The following is an 18,705-nucleotide window of genomic DNA, read 5'->3' on the forward strand; positions in this document are numbered from 1 at the left end:
GTCTGCCGTGCCGTCCGAGGTACACCGTCGTGCCTTCCTGCACCTGCTCGCGCTGGCCGGGGCGGGGTCCGTGGCCCTCCCGGGACTCGCCGAAGCCGGGACCGGATTTCCGCTGGTGTCGCGGGGAAAGGCCGCGACGATCGTGGTCGGCTCGGGTGACCTGCCCGGCGTCCGCCGGGTCGTCGGCGACCTGGCCGCCGACGTCGAACGCGTCACCGGGGTGCGGCCCGCGGTGTCGTTCGACGTAGTCCCCGCGCACGGCCCGGTCGTCGTGGTCGGCACCCTGGGTCACAGCCCCCTGGTGGACGGGCTGGTCGCGGCCGGCAAGCTCGACGTCACCGGGATCGCGGGGAAGTGGGAGACGTCGCTGAGCCAGGTCGTCGACGGCCGCCTGGTGCTCACCGGCAGTGACCAGCGCGGCGTGATCTACGGCGTCTACGAGGTCTCCCGGCGCATCGGCGTCTCGCCCTGGTACTGGTGGGCGGACGTGCCGCCGCTCCGGCAAGCGGAGCTGCACCTGCCGCGCGAGCGGTTCAGCCTCGGTACCCCGCACGTGAAGTACCGCGGGTTCTTCATCAACGACGAGAACCCGGCGCTCGGCACCTGGGCCCCGGCCTTCTTCGGCCCGGGCCAGGCGCCCGGCTTCCCGAACGGCTTCAACCACCTGTTCTTCGCGAAGGTCTTCGAAACCATGCTCCGGCTGCGGGCCAACTACCTCTGGCCGGCGGTGTGGGGACGCGCGTTCGCCGAGGACGACCCGCTCAACCACGCGACGGCCAAGGAGTACGGCGTCGTCATGGGCACCTCGCACGAGGCGCCCATGATGCGCGGGATCGAGGAGTGGAACCGGCACGCGGTCCCCGCGGTCCGCGACGCGGCCGGGAACATCACGACGCCGGGGCACGACCCGTACGGCGGCACGGGGGAGTGGAGCTTCCGCCGCAACGGCGAGGCGATCAAGGCCTACTGGACCGACGGGATCCGCCGGATGGTCCGCGAGGACTTCGAAGGCGTCGTCACGCTCGGCATGCGCGGCAACGGCGACGTCGGCCTGCCCGACGGCGACGGCATCGAGCTGATGCGCGAGATCATCGCCACCGAACGGGAGATCCTCGCCCGCGAGACCGGCCGGGACCTGACCACGGTGCCGCAGGTCTGGACGCTGTACAAGGAGGTCCAGCGGTACTGGGCGAAGGGCCTGCGCCCGCCGGACGACGTCATCGTGGTGTTCACCGACGACAACTGGGGCAACATCCGCAAGATGCCCGACCTGTCCCTGCCCCCGCACCCCGGTGGTTACGGGCTCTACTACCACTTCGACTACGTCGGCGGCGGCCGCAACTACAAGTGGGTCGACACCGCGCTGCTCGCGAACACGTGGGAGCAGCTGCACCAGGCCTTCGCCTACGGCAACGACCGGCTGTGGGTCGCCAACGTCGGGGACATGAAGGGCAACGAGCTGCCGCTGCAGTTCTTCCTCGACTACGCCTGGGACCCCGCGGCCCTGCCGGTCGAGAAACTGTCCACTTGGGAGCGTCAGTTCGCCGGGACGAACTTCGGGGCGGCCCTGGCGGCGGACATCGCCGGGGTGCTCCACGACTACGGGCGCCTGCAGTCCCGCCGCAAGCCGGAGCTGCTCAACCGGCGGATCACCGTCGACGCCGCCGGGACGATCACCTATGACGACCAGATGACGCCGTTCAGCCTGGTCAACTACGGCGAGCTGGACCGGGTCACCGGCGAGTGGCACGACCTCGCGGCGCGGGCGTCGAAGATCGGCGCGCGGCTGCCGAAGGTCTTCCAAGACGCCTTCTACGAGCTGGTCCAGTACGCGACCCAGGCGACGGCGAACCTGTACGCGCTGCGGCGCGCCGAGTTCACGAACCTGCTGTACGCGGCGCAGGGCCGGGCTTCGGCGAACGCGCTCGCCGCCGTCACCGAGGCCCGGTTCGCCGACGACCTGGCGCTGGCGGAGAAGTACAACACCGGCATCGCCGGCGGCAAGTGGAAGGGCTTCCAGACCCAGCCGCACATCGACTACGGCGACGTCGCCCGCTACGGCCCGAACGCGCCCTGGCAGCAGCCGGAGAAGGACAACGTCGCACTGCCGGACGTGATCTTCCCGGCGGTGAAGCGTCTCGAGCTGCCGGCCGCGGCTTCGCTGGGTGTCGCCGTCGACGGCTCCTCGGACGCGTGGCCCGGCGCCGCGGGCCGGCCGGTGCTGCCGGAGTTCAGTCCCCAGCAGAGCGCGCCGCCGCAGTACGTCGACGTCTTCAACCGCGGCCGGGAACCGTTCCGCTGCACGGTCTCCGCCGGAGCGCCGTGGGTGCTCGTCGAGCCGCGGGGCGGCCGGGTGACCGAGGAGCTGCGGATGACCGTCCGGATCGACTGGTCCCGGGCCCCGAAGGGCACCACGACGGTCCCGATCACGGTGTCGGGCGCGGGTGCTTCGGTGGCGGTGGACGCGGTGGTCCGCCACCCGGAGCTGCCGCCGCCGTGGCGACGCGGTTTCGTCGAAGCCGGCGGGTACGTGTCGGTGGAAGCCGAGCACTGCAGCGCGAACGTCGGCACCGTGGACGCCGGGTGGCGGCGCATCCCGGACATCGGACGGACCGGGGCGGGGATGACCCCGTTCCCGGTGACGGCGGCGAGCCGCGCACCGGGAACGGGGCCGCGCCTGGAGTACCGGATGACGCTGTTCACCACCGGGCCGGTGACCGTGTGGGCGTACTTGTCCCCGCGCAGCAACGTTTTGGCCGGCGACGGGTTGCGGTACGCGGTGTCGTTCGACGACGCGGAGCCGCAGGTCGTGAACACCACGACGGCGACGGGAGCGGACGACACGTCCATGAACCGCCAGTGGGAGCGGACGACGTCGGACAACGTGAACCTGACGGCGACTCACCACGTGATCGGGGCGGCGGGGCCGCACGTGCTGAAGTTCTGGATGGTCGACCCGGCGGTGATCGTGCAGAAGCTGGTGATCGACACCGGGGGGCTGCGGGCGAGTTACCTGGGGCCGCCGGAGAGCACCCGGTGGCCGTGGTGAGAGAGGCGAAGGGTCCAGGCCGACCGGAAAAGCTGCGGAAGAGCCGCCCGCCGGGGGCGCCCCCCGTTTTCCACTCTACCGGTGGGCACCGACAATTCCGGGGCACGAAAGCCGCCGATCGACCGCCGGCGCCGCGCCCGCCGGCCGTTGATCAGCTCCGATCGGTCCTTGCTCGCTCAGCCGGTCAGCACCCGGTAGCCCCGGTGAGCCGGGGCCGCCGTGCTGTGGCGGACCACCAGGCTCGTCGCCAGCTCCAGGCGGTGGCTCTCCGGATCGACCCCGCGGGCCAGCGAAATCGCCAGCCGGGCGCCGGCCGCCGCCATCTCCTGCAGCGGCTGGCGGACCGTGGTCAGCTCCGGGGTCAGCCAGCGGGCGATCGGCAGGTCGTCGAAGCCCACCACCGAAAGGTCGTCCGGGATGCGCAGTCCCGCGTCGCGGGCCGCTTCGTACACGCCGAGTGCCTGCAGGTCACTGCCGGCGAAGACCGCCGTCGGCCGGTCGGGGAGGGTGAGCAGTGAAGCCAGTTCCCGGTAGCCGGCCCGGACGTGGAAGTCGCCGCGGCGCACCAGGGCCGGGTCGAACGCCAGCCCGGCCGTCTCCAGCGCCGTGCGGTACCCGTCGATCCGGGCCCGGCTGCACAGCACTCCTTCCGGCCCGCCGATCATCGCGATCCGGCGGTGGCCCAGCTCGATCAGGTGCCGGGTGGCCGTCAGGCCGCCCTGCCAGTTCGTGGCCCCGATCGAGGGCGTCTCCGGTCCCGGCGCACCGGCCGGGTCGACGACGACCAGCGGGATGTCCCGGGCCCGGAGCTTCGCCAGCTGCCCGCCGGTGAAGTCCGAGCACACCGAAACGATGCCGACCGGCCGCCGGGCGAGGACGCTCTCCAGCCAGCTCTGCCCCGGTGTGTGCCGGCCGGAAGATTCCGCCAGCACCACCGCCATTCCGTTTTCGCGGGCGACGCACTCGACGCCGCGGATGATTTCCAGTGCCCACGTGCTTTCGAGTTCGTGGAACATCAGTTCCAGGAGCCGGGAACGGCGGGAACGTTCGTCCGCGCGGCGCCGGTACCCGTATTTCCCGATGACCGCTTCGACGCGGGCGCGGGTACTTTCCGCGACGTCGGGACGGCCGTTCAGCACTTTCGAAACTGTCGGGACGGAGACACCGGTCTCGGCGGCGATCCGGGCGATGGTCACCCGGGACTCGGTCGGCTCGAGCTCGTCAGACTTCGTTGTCATGAAGGAGATTCTAGGTCATCGAAACCTGATTTGAAACTGTTGGAAAGTTTCGGAGAACCATTGCCTCGCGGAGGATGAAGATGTCGGGAAGAATTCCTAAGAAACGCGTCCTGATGGCGGTCGTGGCCACGCTGGGTATTGCCGTGTGGCAGGCGCCTGCGGCATCCGCGTCGGTTCCACTGCAATACACCACGAACCGTTACGTCGGCAGTGCGGTGGCGGCGGCGTACCTGGCTTCGGAAACCGATTACCGGGCGGTGCTCACGCGGGAATTCGACAACGTGACGCCCGAGAACGAGATGAAGTGGGGCACGGTCGAAGCCGTGCGCGGTACCTACGACTGGTCGGGTGCGGACGCGATCGTCGCCTACGCCCGGCAACACCACAAGACCGTCCGCGGCCACACCCTGGTCTGGCACTCCCAGCTCCCGGACTGGGTCGGCGCGCTGCCCGCCGACGAGCTCCGCCGGGTCCTGCGCGACCACATCACCACGGAAGTCAAGCGGTACAAGGGAAAGATCCGCGCCTGGGACGTCGTCAACGAGCTCTTCAACGAGGACGGCACCCGGCGTGACACGGTTTTCCGGCAGAAGCTCGGCGACGGCTTCGTCGCCGACGTCTTCCGCTGGGCGCACGCGGCCGACCCGCACGCGAAGCTGTACATCAACGACTACAACGTCGAAGGGATCAACCCGAAGAGCGACGCGGTGTACGACCTGGTGAAGACGCTGCGGCGGCAGGGCGTGCCGATCGACGGGGTCGGCATCCAGGGGCACCTGTCGATCCAGTACGGCTTCCCGGGTCAGTACCGCGAGAACCTGGCGCGCTTCGCCAAGATCGGCGTGGAGACCGCCGTCACCGAGGCGGACGTCCGGATTCCGACCCCGCCGGACGCGGCCAAGCTCGCCACCCAGGCGAGCTACTTCGGGCAGCTGTGGGACGGCTGCCACGCCGTCCGCAAGTGTGTCGAGTTCACGACCTGGGGTTTCACGGACCGGCACTCGTGGGTCCCGGACGTCTTCCCGGGCGAAGGGGCGGCTTGCCTCTTCGACGAGAACCTGCGTCCGAAGCCGGCGTACTTCGCCCTCAACCCCTGACCGGACCGGGACGCAGGCCGCGGGCGGTGAGCGCGGCGAGGATGCGGGGGACCGCGTCGAGGGTGGCCGGGCGGCCTTCGTGCATCAGCACGACACCGCCCGGCTGCACCTTCCTGGCCGCGGTGACGATCTCGTCCGCGGAACAGCCCGCCCAGTCGCGGGTGTCGACGCTCCACAGCACCTCGGTGAGCCCGTGGGCCGCCAGCACCCGGGCGACCGAGGCGTCCGTGTCGCCGTAGGGCGGCCGGAACAGGGCGGGCCGGAGCCCGGTCAGCCGGGTCAGGAGGTCCTGCGTGCGCCGGACCTCCTGGTCGCGGGCGGCCGGGGACAACGTGGTCAGCTGCGGGTGGGTCCACGTGTGGTTGCCGATCGCGTGGCCCGCCGCGGCGATCGCCCGGACGAGGTCCGGGTGCGCCGCGGCGTGCTCGCCCCACAGGAAGAACGTCGCCCGCGTGCCGCCGAGCGCGGCCAGCAGCGCCGGCGTCGTCTCGGGGTACGGGCCGTCGTCGAAGGTCAGCGCGACCGTGTCCATCGCTCCAAGATCACCCGGCGCGACGGCGGCAGGCAAGGACTTTCGACCCGGTTTCGTCAGCGAGTCAGCGGGCCAGGGCCGCGAGCCGCTTCGCCGTCGGCCAGCGGACGTTCCACGCCCAGCCGAGCTTCTCGAACACCCAGATCACCCGCGCGGAGATGTCGATCTGCCCGCGCTGCGCGCCGTGGCGGGCCGAGGTCGGGTCCGCGTGGTGGGTGTTGTGCCAGGACTCGCCCATCGACAGGATGGCCAGCGGCCAGAAGTTCGCCGAGCGGTCGCGGCTGGTGAACGGGCGTTCGCCGATCATGTGGCAGATCGAGTTCACCGACCACGTCACGTGGTGCTGGAAGGAGATCCGGGCCAGGCCGGCCCAGAGGAACGCGGTCAGCGCGCCCCACCACGACAGCGTGATCAACCCGCCGAGCAGCGGCGGGAGCAGCAGGCTCACCACCACCCACAGCGGAAAGAGCCGGTCGACGACGCGCAGGTCACGGTCGGCGGCCAGGTCCGGGGCGAACCGCTCGACGTTGGTCTTGTCGCGGCCGAAGAGCCAGCCCATGTGCGCGTGCCAGAAGCCGCGGGCCAGCGCCACCGGGGACGTCCCGAACAGCCACGGCGAGTGCGGGTCGCCCTCGCGGTCGGAGAAGGCGTGGTGCCGGCGGTGGTCGGCGACCCAGCCGATCACCGGGCCCTGGGCCGCGAGGCCGCCGGCGACGGCCAGCGCAATGCGCAGGGCTCGCTTCGCGCGGAACGAGCCGTGGGTGAAGTACCGGTGGTAGCCGACGGTGACCCCGAGTGTCGAGACCACGAAGAACGCGCCGCCGATCGTGAGGTCGAGCCAGCTGACGCCCCACCCCCAGAACACCGGGACGGCGACGGCCAGGGCGAGGAACGGGACCAGCAGGAACGTGCGGATGGTGATGAGCTCGGGGATCGTCTGCTTGCCGGAAAGCACGGGTTTCGGGGCCGGCGGGGCAGCCTTCACAGAGGCGGTCATGCACTACTCGATTCGAGGTCTACGCCGCGCCGGACCTGGCCGGGCGCGGAAGGCCGGGGGCGGGAACACCCGGCGGTCAGCGGTCTTGGGGTGCCCGGGCGGGTCGCCGCTCCTGCCGGCGATCGGCCTCGAGGCCACGGTGCGAGAGTGAGGCCGGCCGGACGCCGGCGTGTGGGGGTGCTCTCGACCGCTCCCACGTTACCGGAACGTTGTGAATCCGCAGTGTGGCCGCGCACGAGTAAGGCCCTCGCCCCTGGTCGGGGCGAGGGCCTTCAGGATGCCTCGTGGCTCAGATGACGCTGACGCGCTGGGCCTGCGGGCCCTTCTGGCCCTGGCCGATTTCGAACTCCACGCGCTGACCCTCGTCGAGCGACTTGAAGCCGCTGCCCTGGATCTCGGAGTAGTGGACGAACACGTCCGGGCCCCCGCCGTCCTGCGCGATGAAGCCGAAGCCCTTTTCGCCGTTGAACCACTTGACACTGCCCTGAGCCATGCTAATACCTACTCTTTGTTAGTGAGCCTGGATGCCCCGTTCGGACATCCGGTCTCAAGACCATTATCCCATCACTGGGCCGAAGAGGCCACCCCCGGTAGTCAAACTCCCCAATCGGGGCGCAGCGGCATGCTCATCCCGCCCTCGCGGTCGGTCCGGACGCCCAGGATGTGGTGCAGTTCGATCTCGCGGCGTTCGAAGGCCAGCCGGCAGGCCGCCAGGTAGAGCGCCCACACCCGGCTGCGCCCGGCACCGGCTTCGGCGACGGCTTCGTCCCAGTGTTCGTCGAGGTTGGCGCACCACCCGGCGAGCGTCGTGGCGTAGTGCTCGCGCAGGTTTTCCGAGTGCCGCACCTCCAGCCCGGCGTCGTGCATGGCCGTCATGAGCTCGCCCGGCGCCTCGAGTTCGCCGTCCGGGAAGACGTAGCGGTCGATGAAGCCCCGCGACCGGTGGGCGACGCTGGTGTCCGGGTTGGTGATGCAGTGGTTGAGCAGGCGTCCGTGCGGCTTGAGCTTTCCGGCCAGGAAGCGGAAGTACCCCGGCACGTTGCGCGCGCCGATGTGCTCGGTCAGGCCGATCGACGAGATCGCGTCGAACCCGGTTTCGGTGACGTCCCGGTAGTCGAGGTGCCGGATCTCGGCGCGGTCGGCGATCCCGAGCGCGACGATGTTCTTCTGCCCCCACTGGGCCTGCTCGCGGGAGAGGGTGACGCCGATGGCCTCGACGCCGTAGTGGCGGACGGCGTGCGCGACCATGCCGCCCCAGCCGCAGCCGACGTCGAGCAGCCGCATCCCCGGCTTGAGGCCGAGCTTCCGGCAGATCAGGTCGAACTTGTTCGCCTGCGCCTCCTCCAGGGTGGCGCCCTCGTGCGGGAACACCGCGCACGTGTAGGCCATCGACGGGCCGAGGACCAGCTCGTAGAACCGGTTGGACACGTCGTAGTGGCTGGCGATGGCCTCGCTGTCCCGCGCTTTCGAGTGCCGCAGCGCGGTCATCCCGCGCCGGAACCGGCTCGGGTGCTCCTCGGCCGGCGGCTTGACCACCCGCAGGTGCCGCGGGCCGAGCTTGCGCAGCAGCCACAGCCGGTCGGCCGGGGTGAGCTGGTCGACCTGCGTGGCCAGCGCGCGCAGCGCCGTGTAGAGGTCGCCTTTGACGTCGAGCGCGCCGGCGACGTACGCGCGGGCGAGGCCGAGGTCACCGGGGGAGGACATCAGGTAGTCCAGCGCCAGCGGCGAGCGCACTTCGATGCCCACCGGCGCGTCGGCCGGGCCGCTGCGGCTGCCGTCGTAGGCGGTGATCGAGACCTCGGCGCGCGGTCCGAGCAGCCGCTCGAAGACGGCGCCGACGGTGATGGTTTCCTGGGTCACGTTCGTTCCTTTCACCGGCGGCGGACGCATTTTTCGTAGAGGCCGAGCAGCCGCTCGCGCGGGTCGTAGGTCCGCTTGAGCTCCCGGTAGGCGTCGCCGTTGTAGAGCCGCCAGAACTCGTCCTCGGTGTAGAAGCTGTCCGAGTACAGCGACTTGTGGCCGCCGAGCCGGGTGACCTCGGCTTCGACCATCCGGTTGTGCACGCCGTCGCGCTCGCCGGGGTCGAGGGGCACCGACGACCAGAACCCGAAGTTGACGTACAGCTCTTCGGGGTCCAGTTCGTACAGCGGCCAGCGGACCCCGCCGGGCCGCTGGCGCAGCGGGCAGATCCAGACCGGGCTGATCGGGATCTCCCGCTCGAAGAACTCGAGGAACTCCGCGGCCCGGCCGAGCGGGACCTCGATGTCCTGCACGATCGTCTCTTCCGGCGGCAGCCGCCGGAGCTTCAGCAGCCGCTCGGCGATCCGGAACCGGCGGTCGAGCGCGACGGCCTTCCAGTACACCGAGGACCGCAGGAGCCGGCGGCCGAGCAGCAGCCGGGGCAGCCGGTGCTGGACGCCGAACGCCCGCGAGCACCAGAACCAGTCGGTGTCCCAGCGCCAGAGGTAGTCCCGGATGGTGAGATGGTCGGTCTCGCGGCGCTGGATCGAGCGGTAGTAGATGTCGAGCCAGGTGTAGTCGCTCGTCGCGGGCGCGGTGTCGGTGAACGTCCCGAGCGTCAGGTACAGCTCGTCCGGGCCGAAGACCGTGCCGTCGACGAAGTCGACGTGCTCGCCGTCGTGTTCGCTCTTCGCGCAGATCTCGCCCAGGGCCTCGAAGAACTTCCCGCGGTCGTGGTGGCGGACGTGCCGCAGCCGCACGAACGGCTTCACCGGCTCCAGGAGGATCCGCAGCCGCAGCGCGTAGCCGAGGGTGCCGTAGGAGTTGGGGAAGCCGTGGAAGAGGGCGCGGTGCTCGTTGTCCGGCGTGGCGACGACGATCTTGCCGTCGCCGGTGAGCACCACGAGCTCCAGCACCGATTCGTGCGGCATGCCGTTGCGGAACGACGAGGACTCGATGCCGAGCCCGGTCACCGCGCCGCCGAGGGTGATCGTCTTCAGCTGCGGCACGACCAGCGGCATCAGGCCGTGCGGCAGCGTGGCGTCGACGAGCTGCTCGTAGGTGACCATGCCCTCGACGTCGGCGGTGCGGGTCTCCGGGTCGACGCGCAGGACGTGGCCGAAGCCGGAGACGTCGAGCCCCGGGTGGTTCGCCGCCGTGCGGGAGCGGAAGAGGTTCGAGGTCCGTTTCGCCAGGCGGATCGTGGTTTCGCCGCTGATCGCGCTGAGCTGCTGTCTCAGGGCGTCGACGCGGGCTTCGTGCTCCGGGAATGCCGGGCCCGGACGGGCCTCGGGCACCCCGGCCTGATCGATGGTCACACCCCTGATCCTGCCTCACCGCGGGCCCGGGTGGCTCGTCGAGAGCCTGAATGCCGCAATCGGTGTCTCGTGAATCGGGAAAACGAGTCAACCGCGGCCCGTCAGGCGACGGCGCGCAGCGGGGTTTGCTCGTCGAGGAGCGATTCGGCATCGGCGAGGAAGGCGTCGATCCGCCGCAGCCGGTCGGCGGTGCGCCGCTCGATCGCGGCCGGCCGGCCGGCCCGGCGCCGGGCGTCGTCGACGATCCGGTAAGCCCGCGCGCGGGCGTCCGCGGTGCGCCGGTCGGCGGCCTCTTCCGCGTCCCGGACGATCGCGGCGGCGCGCTCCCGGGCCGTCGCGACGATGCCGTCGGCTTCGGCGTGCGCCAGGTCGAGCAGGTGCCGGACGCGGTCGCCGACCGCGGCCGGGTCGGCGGGCGTGCGGCACAGCCGGTCGGCGCGAGCACTCAGCTCGGCATTGTCGGCCCGGGCCCGTTCGAGCTGCCGGGCGAGGTGGCCGGCCTCGGCGACGGCCGCGTCGCGGTCGACGGTGAGCAGGCGGAGTTCGGCGAGGAGCTCGTCGATCCGCTCGTCGACCTGCGCGCGGTCGTAGCCGCGGAACGTCAGCGCGAAGCTCTCCGGCAGGGGCAGCGGCGCCGTCATCGGGCCACGGCCGGCCGGGCCAGCAGCGCGGCGAGCGCGGCGGCGTCGCCCGCGGCCCGGAGGCGCACCGGGTCGGGCCGTCCCACGGTGTGGTCGTCTTCGTGCAGGGCGGTGACGAACCGCGCGACCCGCCGCGGCGGCGGGGCCACGGTGGGTCCGCCCAGGTAGCGGAGGACGATCAGGTCCTCGCCGGAGTGCGTCTCGATCGCCGCCGCCCAGCCGCGCTCCTCGTCCCACAGCAGGGCGACGTCACGGTCGGGGTAGTGCGGCAGCCGGGTGTCGAGGGCGACATAGGCCGAAACCGGGCTGTCGTGGTCGAGGGTGCAGGACTCGAGGCCGATCCCGAGCTCGGCGGTGACTTCGCGGAGGTAGCCGAGCAGGGCGGGGACGGCGGGGTGCTGGTAACCGGTCGGGAGTTCGATCGATGCGGTCACGGGGGTGGCTCGCCTTTCTCTTCGGATACCCCGGTTCTAACATGTCATCGGAACGATGACAAGCGAATTGTCGCCGGATGGACGACGTCGGCTGCCCGGTACGCCGGGATGAGCAGCGCGTGACCGGGGTACCCGATCGGGCGACCGCGGAGGATCCCGCGGCGGGGGACGGGAAAGCGAGGCAGCGTTGAGCATTCTGATCGACTTCGAGCGCGACACGGAGTTCTCGTTCGAGCGGGGGTTGCAGGGGTACGTAGGAGCGGTGGCCCGGGCCGTGGGCGTGGGCTGGGAGTCCTGCACGCTCGACGCGGGAACGCCCGCGGCGGCCTACATCGCCCTCGACTGGCGCTTGTCCCGCTTCCCCGGCCACGACCTGGCCCTGGTCTGGGACGAGGTGCACGGCTGGGCGGCGGCGATCGAAGACGCCACCGGCGAGGCGGCGACGGTGCTGGCCTACCTGGGGCGCGAAGTCCTCCCGGACCCCCGCGCGGTGGTCCGCTTCCTGGCGGCGGTCCGCGCGGGCGACCCCGACGCCGGCACGCTGGAAGCCCCGGTCCTGCGCAAGGCGGGCGATCACGAGCGGTTACTGGCGATGGTCCCGGCAGTGCCTGGCCGTGGGTGACTTTCCTACGGCAGACTGGCCGGATGGGGGAGCTGACGGCGGAGGCCGTGGTCGACCGGATGGTGCCGCAGACACCCCGGATCTCGCCGGACGGCCGGTGGGTGGTGTTCGCGAGTTCGCCGGTGGGCCGGGTGGGCACGCCCCCGGTGAGCGGCCTGTGGGTCGCCGCCGCGGACGGGAGTGAGGCGGCTCGGCGGCTCGCGGCCGGTGACACCGAGGACCAGGAGCCGCGGTGGTCGGCGGATTCCGGGTCGGTGTACTTCCTTTCGGACCGGGCGGAACGCGGGACGGCGCAGCTGTACCGGGCCGGCCGGGAGGGCGGCGAGCCGGAGCAGCTGACCGACTGGGGCGCGGGCCTCGAGAACTACGTGCTGATGCCGGACGGCGATGCGGTGGTGTTCGTCGCGCCGGAAGAGAAGGCGGCGGCGGCCGATCCCCGCGTCCGGGTGGTGCGGCGAACCGATGCCGGACCGCCCACGTGGGACACCGCCGACCGGCCCGGGCGGCTCTGGTTCCTCGACCTCCGGACCCGCGCGGTCCGCCCCCTCGGCGACTTCGGCCCGCGGCACGTCGTCGAAGCCGCCGTGCGGCCGGACGGCCGCACGCTCGCCGTGGTCACCTGGTCCGTCGCCGACCGGGAGCCCGGCATCTTCGAACCCGGCCTGCACCTGGTCGATCCCGCCACCGGTGCCCGGCAGGATCTCGGCGTCCCGGCGCTGGAGGCCGAGTCGCTCACCTGGTGGCACGATGAAACCGGCTGGCGCCTGGCCTACCTCGGCATCACCCCGCCCGGTCTGGTCGGCGGCGACGCCGTCTTCGAAGCCGGTGACCACCGCAACCTCACCGCCGGGATGACCGTCTGCCCGATCGGCCTGGCCGAGTCCGGTGACGGCGGACTGCTGGCCTTGTTCGCCGAAGGGCTCGACACGACGATCCGGCGCCTCGACCCCGCGACCGGCACCTTCACCGAACTCCACGGCGCGGCCGGCGCCCTGCAGCACCTGGACGCGAGCGGCGCCCGGATCGCCTTCGTCGCGAGCACCGCCACCGAGCCCGAGGCCGTCTACTGCGGACCGCCCGGCGGCCCGTTCGCCCGGCTGAGCGAGCCGCAGCTGAGCGGGATCCGGTGGGGCACCCAGGAACGGCTGTCCTACCGCGCCGAAGACGGCCTGGAGCTCGACGGCCTGCTGGTCCTCCCGCCCGGGCGGACCCGCGCCGACGGGCCGTTCCCGCTGGTCACCGTCGTCCACGGCGGCCCGAAGGACCGCTACGCCGACCAAGCCCAGGTCGGCTGGTTCCGGTGGGGCCAGTTCCTGGCCGCGGCCGGGTTCGCGGTGTTCCTCCCGAACCCGCGCGGCGGCCTCGGCCACGGTCACGCCTTCGCGGCGAGCGTCGCCGGGGCCGTCGGCGGCGCGGAGTTCACCGACCTGCTCACCGGGATCGACCTGCTCGTCGAGGCGGGCGTCGCCGACGGGAACCGGCTCGGGATCGGCGGCGGGAGCCACGGCGGGTTCATGGCCGCCTGGGCCGTCACCCAGACGGACCGCTTCCAGGCGGCCGTCGTCTCCGCGGGCGTGATCGACTGGCCCCTGCTCGCCGCGACCGGGGAGTGGGGCCGGTTCGATCTCGCCCTCGGTGGCCGGGAAAGCAGCCCGATCACCCATGCGGACCGGATCGCGACCCCCGTCCTCATCGTGCACGGCGAATGCGACACGAACGTCCCGCTGTCGCAGGGCGAGCTCCTGCACCACGCCCTGGGCGACCGCGAGCACGAATTCGTCGTGTACCCGCGGGAGGGTCACTCGTTCCGCGAACGCGGCCACCAGCTCGACCTCCTGCACCGCACCCGCGCGTGGTTTTCACACCTGCTCGCCTAGCTTGAACTCCGCCCCGCCGGTGAACGAGAAGCCGTCCGCCCCGATCGTGACGCCTGCTTCGCGCGGCTCGGCCCGGGCGACCACCGGCTGGACCCGGCCGGAGAGGTCCAGCACGAGCGACGCGTCGGTGTACCAGCTCGGCACCACCGGGTTGCCCCACCAGTCGCGGCGCTGGTTGTCGTGGACGTCCCAGGTGATCACCGGGTTGTCCGGATCGCCGGTGTAGTAGTCGTGGGTGTAGATCTCGACGCGGTGCCCGTCGGGGTCGCGGAGGTACAGGTAGAACGCGTTCGACACCCCGTGCCGGCCGGGTCCGCGTTCGATCGCGCCGGGCTGCCGCAGCGCGCCGAGGTGGTCGCAGAGGTGCAGGATCTGGTGCCGCTCGTGCGAGGCGAACGCGATGTGGTGCAGCCGCGGGCCGTCGCCGCCGGTCAGGGCGACGTCGTGGACCGTCGGCTTGCGGAACATCCAGGCCGCGTACACCGTGCCCTCGGCGTCCCGGATGTCCTCCGAGACGCGGAAACCCAGGCCCTCGTAGTACTTCCGGGCCGCCCCGACGTCCGGGGTGTCCAGGTTGAAGTGGTCCAAACGCGACAGTGCGCCGGCGCCGTGGAGGTCGTAGCGCTGGGTGAACCGCTCGACGTGCTCGGCTTCGTGGAAGAACTCCACCGGGAAGCCCAGCGGGTCGAGCACCCGCACCGCTTCGCCGACGCCCCGCGTTGTGCCCGCCGCCCTCCGCTCGACCCGGCAGCCGAGCGCGCGGTAGTATGCCTCCGCCAGGTCGAGGTCGGCCGAACTCCGCACCCGGTAGGCCAGCACGCCCAGCGCCGGCGTCGATCCCTTCCGCAGCACCAGCGAGTGGTGCAGGTACTCCTCGAAGGCCCGGAGGTACAGCGCGCCGGCGTCTTCGTGGGTGACGACGAGCCCGAGCACGTCGACGTAGAACGCCCTCGACGCCACCAGATCGGTCACCACGAGCTCGGCGTACGCGCAGCGGAGGACGTCCGGCGGGGCGGTGGTCACGACTGTCCTTTCCGGACGGCGCCGAAGCGGGGCGTGGGCACCGGCCCGAGCGAGACGTGGATGGCCTGCTGGTGGGTGTAGAAGTCGAGGGAGCGGTAGCCGCCTTCCTGGCCGAGGCCGGACGCCTTGACCCCGCCGAACGGCGTGCGCAGGTCGCGGACGTTGTGCGAGTTGAGCCAGACCATCCCGGCTTCGACCGAATGCGCAAAGGTGTGCGCCCGCCGCAGATCGGCCGTCCACAGGTAGGCGGCGAGCCCGTACTGGACGTCGTTGGCCAGTGCCAGTGCTTCCTCGTCGGTGTCGAACGGGGTGAGCGCGACGACCGGCCCGAAGATCTCCTCCTGGAAGATCCGGGCGGTGGGGGGCACATCGGCGAACACGGTGGGCGCCACGTAGTTCCCGCGGTCCGCTCCGGGCGGACGGCCGCCGCCGGCGAGCAGGCGGCCTTCGGTCTTGCCCAGCTCGATGTACCGCAGCACCTTGGCGTGGTGCTCGGGGTGGACCAGCGCCCCGACCTCGGTGGCCGGGTCGTGCGGGTCGCCGACGACGATGTTCGCCGCGCGTTCCGCGTACCGCGCGCAGAACTCGGCGTAGATCGGCCGCTCGACCAGGATCCGGCTGCCCGCGGTGCACCGCTCGCCGTTGAGCGAGAACACGCCGAAGAGCGTCGAGTCGAGGGCGGCGTCGAGGTCGGCGTCGGCGAAGACGATCGCCGGGGACTTGCCGCCCAGCTCCATCGACATGCCCTTGAGGTGCGCCGCGCAGTGGCGGTAGATCGTCCGGCCGGTCGTGGTCTCGCCGGTGAACGAGATCAGCGGGACTCCCCGGTGCTTGACCAGCGCGTCGCCCGCTTCCTCGCCGTAGCCGTTGACCAGGTTGAACACCCCCGGAGGCAGCCCCGCGCCGGCGAAGATGCCGGCCCACAGGCTCGCCGACAGCGGGGTGAACTCGGCCGGCTTGAGCACCACCGTGCACCCCGAGGCCAGCGCCGGCGCGAGCTTCCAGCTCTCCAGCATGAACGGCGTGTTCCAGGGCGTGATCAGCCCGGCGACGCCGACCGGCTTGCGGTGCACGTAGTTCACCTGCCGCCCGGGTACCTGGTAGGTGTCGTCGGCCTGCGCGACGACGAGGTCGGCGAAGAACCGGAAGTTCTCGGCCGCGCGCTGCGCCTGCCCGAGCGCCTGGGTGATCGGCAGCCCGGTGTCGAAGGTCTCCAGCTCGGCCAGCCGCGCGTCCTGGGCCTCGACCGCGTCGGCGATCTTGTTCAGGACCCGTGCCCGTGCCCGCGGCGGCATCCGCGGCCACGGTCCGCCGGTGAACGCCGTGCGCGCCGCCGCGACCGCGCGATCGACGTCTTCGGCCTGGCCCGCGGCCGCGGTGGCGTACGGGGTGTTCGAGACCGGGTCGAGCACGTCGAACGTCTTGCCCGAGACGCTGTCGGCCGGCTCGCCGCCGATGTAGTGCTTCAGCTCGCTCGGCAGCCCGTCCGGGACGTAATGGGTCATCGCTTTCCTCCCACGACGAAGCCATCGGCGGGCGAAAGGTACTTCGCGCCTTCGGCCATCAACTCGGTGATCCGGGCGATGCCGCGCGCGGCCGGAGGGATCAGCGGCGGCCGCACGTGCCCGGACGCGATGAGCCCGCGCTGTTCGAGGACCCACTTCGCGGGCGCCGGGTTGGTCTCGACGAACAGCAGGTCGACCAGCGGGTGCAGGCCGTAGTGGAGCTCGCGCGCCCGTTCGTGGTCGCCGGACTGCCAGGCCGTGTACATTTCGGCGCACGCGGCGGGCGCGATGTTCGCCGTCGCGTTGACGAACCCGGCGCCGCCGAGGGCCAGCAGCGGCAGGCCGAGCAGCTCGATCCCGGACCACACCAGCAGCTCCCGCCCGCACAGGTGCAACACACGGGAAAAGTGCTCGAAGTCCTTCGTCGTCTCCTTGATCCCGACGAAGTTGCCGCACGAGCGGAACAGCCGCGCGACGGTCTCCGGCGCGAGGTCGACCGCGGTCCGGCTCGGCACGTTGTAGGCGACGATCGGCAGGTCGGGGACCTCCCGGCAGACCGTCCGGTACCAGACGAACAGCGCGTCCTGCGTCGGCCGCGCGTAGTACGGCGTGATGACGAGCGCGGCGTCGACCCCGGCGTCCCGCGCCAGCGCCGTCAGCTCCAGGGTCTCGTCGAGCTTCGCCGAACCGGTGCCCGGGACGAAGGGGACGCGGTCGCCGGCCTCCGCGGCCACCGTGCGGATGGCCGCCGCGCGCTCGGCGATCGTCTGCGAGCCCGGCTCGCCGGTGGACCCGCCGATGGAGATGCCGTGCGTGCCCGAAGCGAGCTGCCAGCGCACGAGGTTCGCCAGGCCGTCGTGGTCGACGGCGCCCTCGGCGGTGAACGGCGTCACCAGCGGCGCGATCGACCCGCGGATGGCCTGGGGGTCGGAGCGGAATCGCATGGCTTCCTCCCTGCGTCAGTGGTGGCGGTTCGCGAGCCAGGCGGCGTACCGCTCGCGCCAGTGCTCGTCCATCGGGTACAGCCCCTCGACGCGCTCGCCCGCGGCGACCTGCTCGGCGATGAACGTCTCCTGCCGCTCCTGCTCGACCGCCGCGTCGACGACCTCCTCGACCAGCTCCGGCGGGATGACGAGCACGCCGTCGCCGTCACCGGCGATGACGTCGCCGGGGCAGACCGCCGCGCCGCCGCAGGCGATCGCGACGCCGGTGTCCCACGGCACGTGCCGCCGGCCGAGCACCGCCGGGTGCGCCCCGGCGTGGTAGGTGGGGATGTCCAAAGCGGACACCGCGGCCAGGTCGCGGACCCCGCCGTCGGTGACGATCCCGGCCGCGCCGCGCACCTGCGCCCGCAGCGCGAGGATGTCGCCGATCGTGCCGGCGCCGCGTTCGCCGCGGGCTTCCACGACGAGGACATCGCCGGGGCCGAGGGCGTCGATCGCGCGCTTCTGCGCGTTGTGGCCGCCGCCGCGGGACTCGAACAGGTCTTCGCGGTACGGCAGGAACCGCAACGTCCGCGCGCGGCCGGTCAGCCGGGTGCCCGGCCGGGTCGGGGTCAGCCCGTCGATCGACACCGCGTCGTACCCGCGGTTGCGCAGCTGGGCGGACAGCGTCGCGGTGCCGACGGACTCGATCCGGTCCTTGAGGGACGCGGTCAGTTCGAACGCCGGTCCGGTCGTCCCGTAGGCGTCCGCGCGCTGCTTCTCGTCGACCCGGGGCAGCGCGCCAAACGGTCCGAACGGGACGGTCCCGCCGGCGATCGTGGTCACCAGCCGGCCGGTGGTCTGCCCGCCCGCGTCGACCTCGACCTCGACGACGTCGCCGGGGACGACGACGGACGCGCCCGCGGGCGTGCCGGTCAGGACGACGTCGCCGGGTTCGAGGGTGATCAGCTGCGAGAGGTCGGCCACCAGCCGTCCGAAGCCGAAGAGCAGCTCACCGCTGGAGTCCTCCTGGACCAGTTCGCCGTTGACCCAGGTGCGCAGGCGCAGGGCGGCCGGATCGAGGCCGGCGGCCGGCAGCACCACCGGGCCGAGCGGGGTGAAGCCGTCGCCGCCCTTGGAGCGCAGGTTGCTGCCCCGGTCGGCGTAGCGGAGGTCGTGGACGCCGAAGTCGTTGGCCGCGGTGACGCCGCCGACGTACGACCAGCCGTCTTCGGGGGCGACGCGGCGGGCGGTGCGGCCGATGACCAGCGCGATCTCGCCTTCGAAGCCGAGCAGCTCGGTGCCCGCCGGCCGCTCGAGCACGGCACCGCTCGCCGCGACCGAGGTCGGCGGCTTGAGGAAGTACGACGGCTGCTCCGGCACCCGGCCGCGCTGGGCGGCGCGGGAGCGGTAGTTGAGGTGGAGCGCGATGATCTTGCCGGGCCGCTCGAGAACCATATCGCAAATAATATATGATTTGCGCCGCAGG

The 18,705-nt window shown here is 71.9% G+C and carries 16 protein-coding genes; 4 read left to right on the forward strand and 12 right to left on the reverse strand.

What is annotated here, in order from left to right; genetic code table 11:
• The first annotated feature begins 7 nt into the window (after positions 1-7).
• On the forward strand, positions 8-3,049 hold the full coding sequence (locus C2L58_RS20450; RefSeq protein ID WP_103339193.1) for a glycosyl hydrolase 115 family protein: 3,042 nt from the start codon (positions 8-10) through the stop codon (positions 3,047-3,049).
• 176 nt (positions 3,050-3,225) lie between these two features.
• On the opposite strand, the gene C2L58_RS20455 is transcribed toward C2L58_RS20450, so the two are convergent.
• Positions 3,226-4,287, reverse strand: a complete 1,062-nt coding sequence (locus C2L58_RS20455; RefSeq protein WP_103339194.1) for a LacI family DNA-binding transcriptional regulator — start codon at positions 4,285-4,287, stop codon at positions 3,226-3,228.
• Positions 4,288-4,400: 113 nt separating this feature from the next.
• Between C2L58_RS20455 and C2L58_RS20460 the strand changes: the two genes are divergently transcribed.
• The gene (locus C2L58_RS20460) at positions 4,401-5,384 is read left to right on the forward strand and encodes an endo-1,4-beta-xylanase (protein WP_233225815.1); all 984 of its coding nucleotides are present in this window, start codon (positions 4,401-4,403) and stop codon (positions 5,382-5,384) included.
• Here the strand turns inward: C2L58_RS20460 and C2L58_RS20465 are convergent.
• The 7 genes from C2L58_RS20465 to C2L58_RS20495 all read right to left on the reverse strand — a co-directional run bounded on the left by C2L58_RS20465 (position 5,374) and on the right by C2L58_RS20495 (position 11,266).
• On the reverse strand, positions 5,374-5,916 hold the full coding sequence (locus C2L58_RS20465) for a polysaccharide deacetylase family protein (RefSeq protein ID WP_103339195.1): 543 nt from the start codon (positions 5,914-5,916) through the stop codon (positions 5,374-5,376). The genes C2L58_RS20460 and C2L58_RS20465 overlap by 11 nt on opposite strands.
• Before the next feature lie 64 nt (positions 5,917-5,980).
• Entirely contained in the window at positions 5,981-6,913 is a 933-nt protein-coding gene (locus C2L58_RS20470; RefSeq protein ID WP_103339196.1) for an acyl-CoA desaturase, read from the reverse strand.
• 289 nt (positions 6,914-7,202) lie between these two features.
• Complete coding sequence (locus tag C2L58_RS20475) at positions 7,203-7,406, reverse strand: cold-shock protein (RefSeq protein WP_004558414.1); 204 nt, start codon at positions 7,404-7,406, stop codon at positions 7,203-7,205.
• A gap of 101 nt (positions 7,407-7,507) precedes the next feature.
• Positions 7,508-8,803 carry a class I SAM-dependent methyltransferase gene (locus C2L58_RS20480; RefSeq protein ID WP_199191344.1) on the reverse strand — a complete coding sequence of 432 codons (1,296 nt, stop codon included), beginning with the start codon at positions 8,801-8,803 and terminating at the stop codon, positions 7,508-7,510.
• Positions 8,785-10,191, reverse strand: coding sequence for an FAD-binding oxidoreductase (locus C2L58_RS20485; RefSeq protein ID WP_103339198.1), 1,407 nt, complete (start codon positions 10,189-10,191; stop codon positions 8,785-8,787). Before C2L58_RS20485 ends, C2L58_RS20480 begins: the two co-directional genes overlap by 19 nt.
• Before the next feature lie 101 nt (positions 10,192-10,292).
• Positions 10,293-10,832 (reverse strand): hypothetical protein, encoded by a 540-nt coding sequence (locus tag C2L58_RS20490; protein WP_103339199.1) that lies wholly within the window; start codon positions 10,830-10,832, stop codon positions 10,293-10,295.
• On the reverse strand, positions 10,829-11,266 hold the full coding sequence (locus C2L58_RS20495) for a DUF6292 family protein (RefSeq protein ID WP_103339200.1): 438 nt from the start codon (positions 11,264-11,266) through the stop codon (positions 10,829-10,831). The genes C2L58_RS20490 and C2L58_RS20495 overlap by 4 nt, the downstream gene beginning before the upstream one ends.
• A 187-nt stretch (positions 11,267-11,453) precedes the next feature.
• Between C2L58_RS20495 and C2L58_RS20500 the strand changes: the two genes are divergently transcribed.
• Together C2L58_RS20500 and C2L58_RS20505 are read left to right on the forward strand one after the other, a co-directional pair.
• Entirely contained in the window at positions 11,454-11,888 is a 435-nt protein-coding gene (locus C2L58_RS20500; RefSeq protein WP_103339201.1) for a DUF6292 family protein, read from the forward strand.
• 23 nt (positions 11,889-11,911) lie between these two features.
• The gene (locus C2L58_RS20505) at positions 11,912-13,765 is read left to right on the forward strand and encodes a S9 family peptidase (RefSeq protein ID WP_103339202.1); all 1,854 of its coding nucleotides are present in this window, start codon (positions 11,912-11,914) and stop codon (positions 13,763-13,765) included.
• On the opposite strand, the gene hpaD is transcribed toward C2L58_RS20505, so the two are convergent.
• Genes hpaD through C2L58_RS20525 form a run of 4 tightly spaced genes read right to left on the reverse strand, consistent with a single transcriptional unit; the run spans position 13,748 to position 18,674 of the window.
• Positions 13,748-14,788, reverse strand: coding sequence for a 3,4-dihydroxyphenylacetate 2,3-dioxygenase (gene hpaD / locus C2L58_RS20510; RefSeq protein WP_103339203.1), 1,041 nt, complete (start codon positions 14,786-14,788; stop codon positions 13,748-13,750). The genes C2L58_RS20505 and hpaD overlap by 18 nt on opposite strands.
• Positions 14,785-16,293, reverse strand: a complete 1,509-nt coding sequence (hpaE, locus tag C2L58_RS20515; protein WP_103339204.1) for a 5-carboxymethyl-2-hydroxymuconate semialdehyde dehydrogenase — start codon at positions 16,291-16,293, stop codon at positions 14,785-14,787. The genes hpaD and hpaE overlap by 4 nt, the downstream gene beginning before the upstream one ends.
• Positions 16,290-17,237: a 4-hydroxy-tetrahydrodipicolinate synthase gene (gene dapA / locus C2L58_RS20520; RefSeq protein WP_103339205.1), complete on the reverse strand. Its 948-nt coding sequence runs from the start codon at positions 17,235-17,237 to the stop codon at positions 16,290-16,292. The genes hpaE and dapA overlap by 4 nt, the downstream gene beginning before the upstream one ends.
• Positions 17,238-17,252: 15 nt before the next feature.
• The gene (locus tag C2L58_RS20525; RefSeq protein WP_103339206.1) at positions 17,253-18,674 is read right to left on the reverse strand and encodes a fumarylacetoacetate hydrolase family protein; all 1,422 of its coding nucleotides are present in this window, start codon (positions 18,672-18,674) and stop codon (positions 17,253-17,255) included.
• Positions 18,675-18,705 lie beyond the last annotated feature (31 nt).

It is taken from the genome of Amycolatopsis sp. CA-126428 (assembly GCF_002904335.1).
Lineage (GTDB): Bacteria > Actinomycetota > Actinomycetes > Mycobacteriales > Pseudonocardiaceae > Amycolatopsis.

Excerpts from the sequence above, each read along its gene's own strand:
- C2L58_RS20455 (WP_103339194.1), bottom strand. The coding sequence starts at position 4,287 with ATGACAACGAAGTCTGACGAGCTCGAGCCGACCGAGTCCCGGGTGACC.
- C2L58_RS20460 (WP_233225815.1), top strand. The coding sequence starts at position 4,401 with ATGGCGGTCGTGGCCACGCTGGGTATTGCCGTGTGGCAGGCGCCTGCG.
- C2L58_RS20465 (WP_103339195.1), bottom strand. The coding sequence starts at position 5,916 with ATGGACACGGTCGCGCTGACCTTCGACGACGGCCCGTACCCCGAGACG.
- C2L58_RS20470 (WP_103339196.1), bottom strand. The coding sequence starts at position 6,913 with ATGACCGCCTCTGTGAAGGCTGCCCCGCCGGCCCCGAAACCCGTGCTT.
- C2L58_RS20475 (WP_004558414.1), bottom strand. The coding sequence starts at position 7,406 with ATGGCTCAGGGCAGTGTCAAGTGGTTCAACGGCGAAAAGGGCTTCGGC.
- C2L58_RS20480 (WP_199191344.1), bottom strand. The coding sequence starts at position 8,803 with ATGCGTCCGCCGCCGGTGAAAGGAACGAACGTGACCCAGGAAACCATC.
- C2L58_RS20490 (WP_103339199.1), bottom strand. The coding sequence starts at position 10,832 with ATGACGGCGCCGCTGCCCCTGCCGGAGAGCTTCGCGCTGACGTTCCGC.
- C2L58_RS20505 (WP_103339202.1), top strand. The coding sequence starts at position 11,912 with ATGGGGGAGCTGACGGCGGAGGCCGTGGTCGACCGGATGGTGCCGCAG.
- hpaE (WP_103339204.1), bottom strand. The coding sequence starts at position 16,293 with ATGACCCATTACGTCCCGGACGGGCTGCCGAGCGAGCTGAAGCACTAC.
- dapA (WP_103339205.1), bottom strand. The coding sequence starts at position 17,237 with ATGCGATTCCGCTCCGACCCCCAGGCCATCCGCGGGTCGATCGCGCCG.
- C2L58_RS20525 (WP_103339206.1), bottom strand. The coding sequence starts at position 18,674 with ATGGTTCTCGAGCGGCCCGGCAAGATCATCGCGCTCCACCTCAACTAC.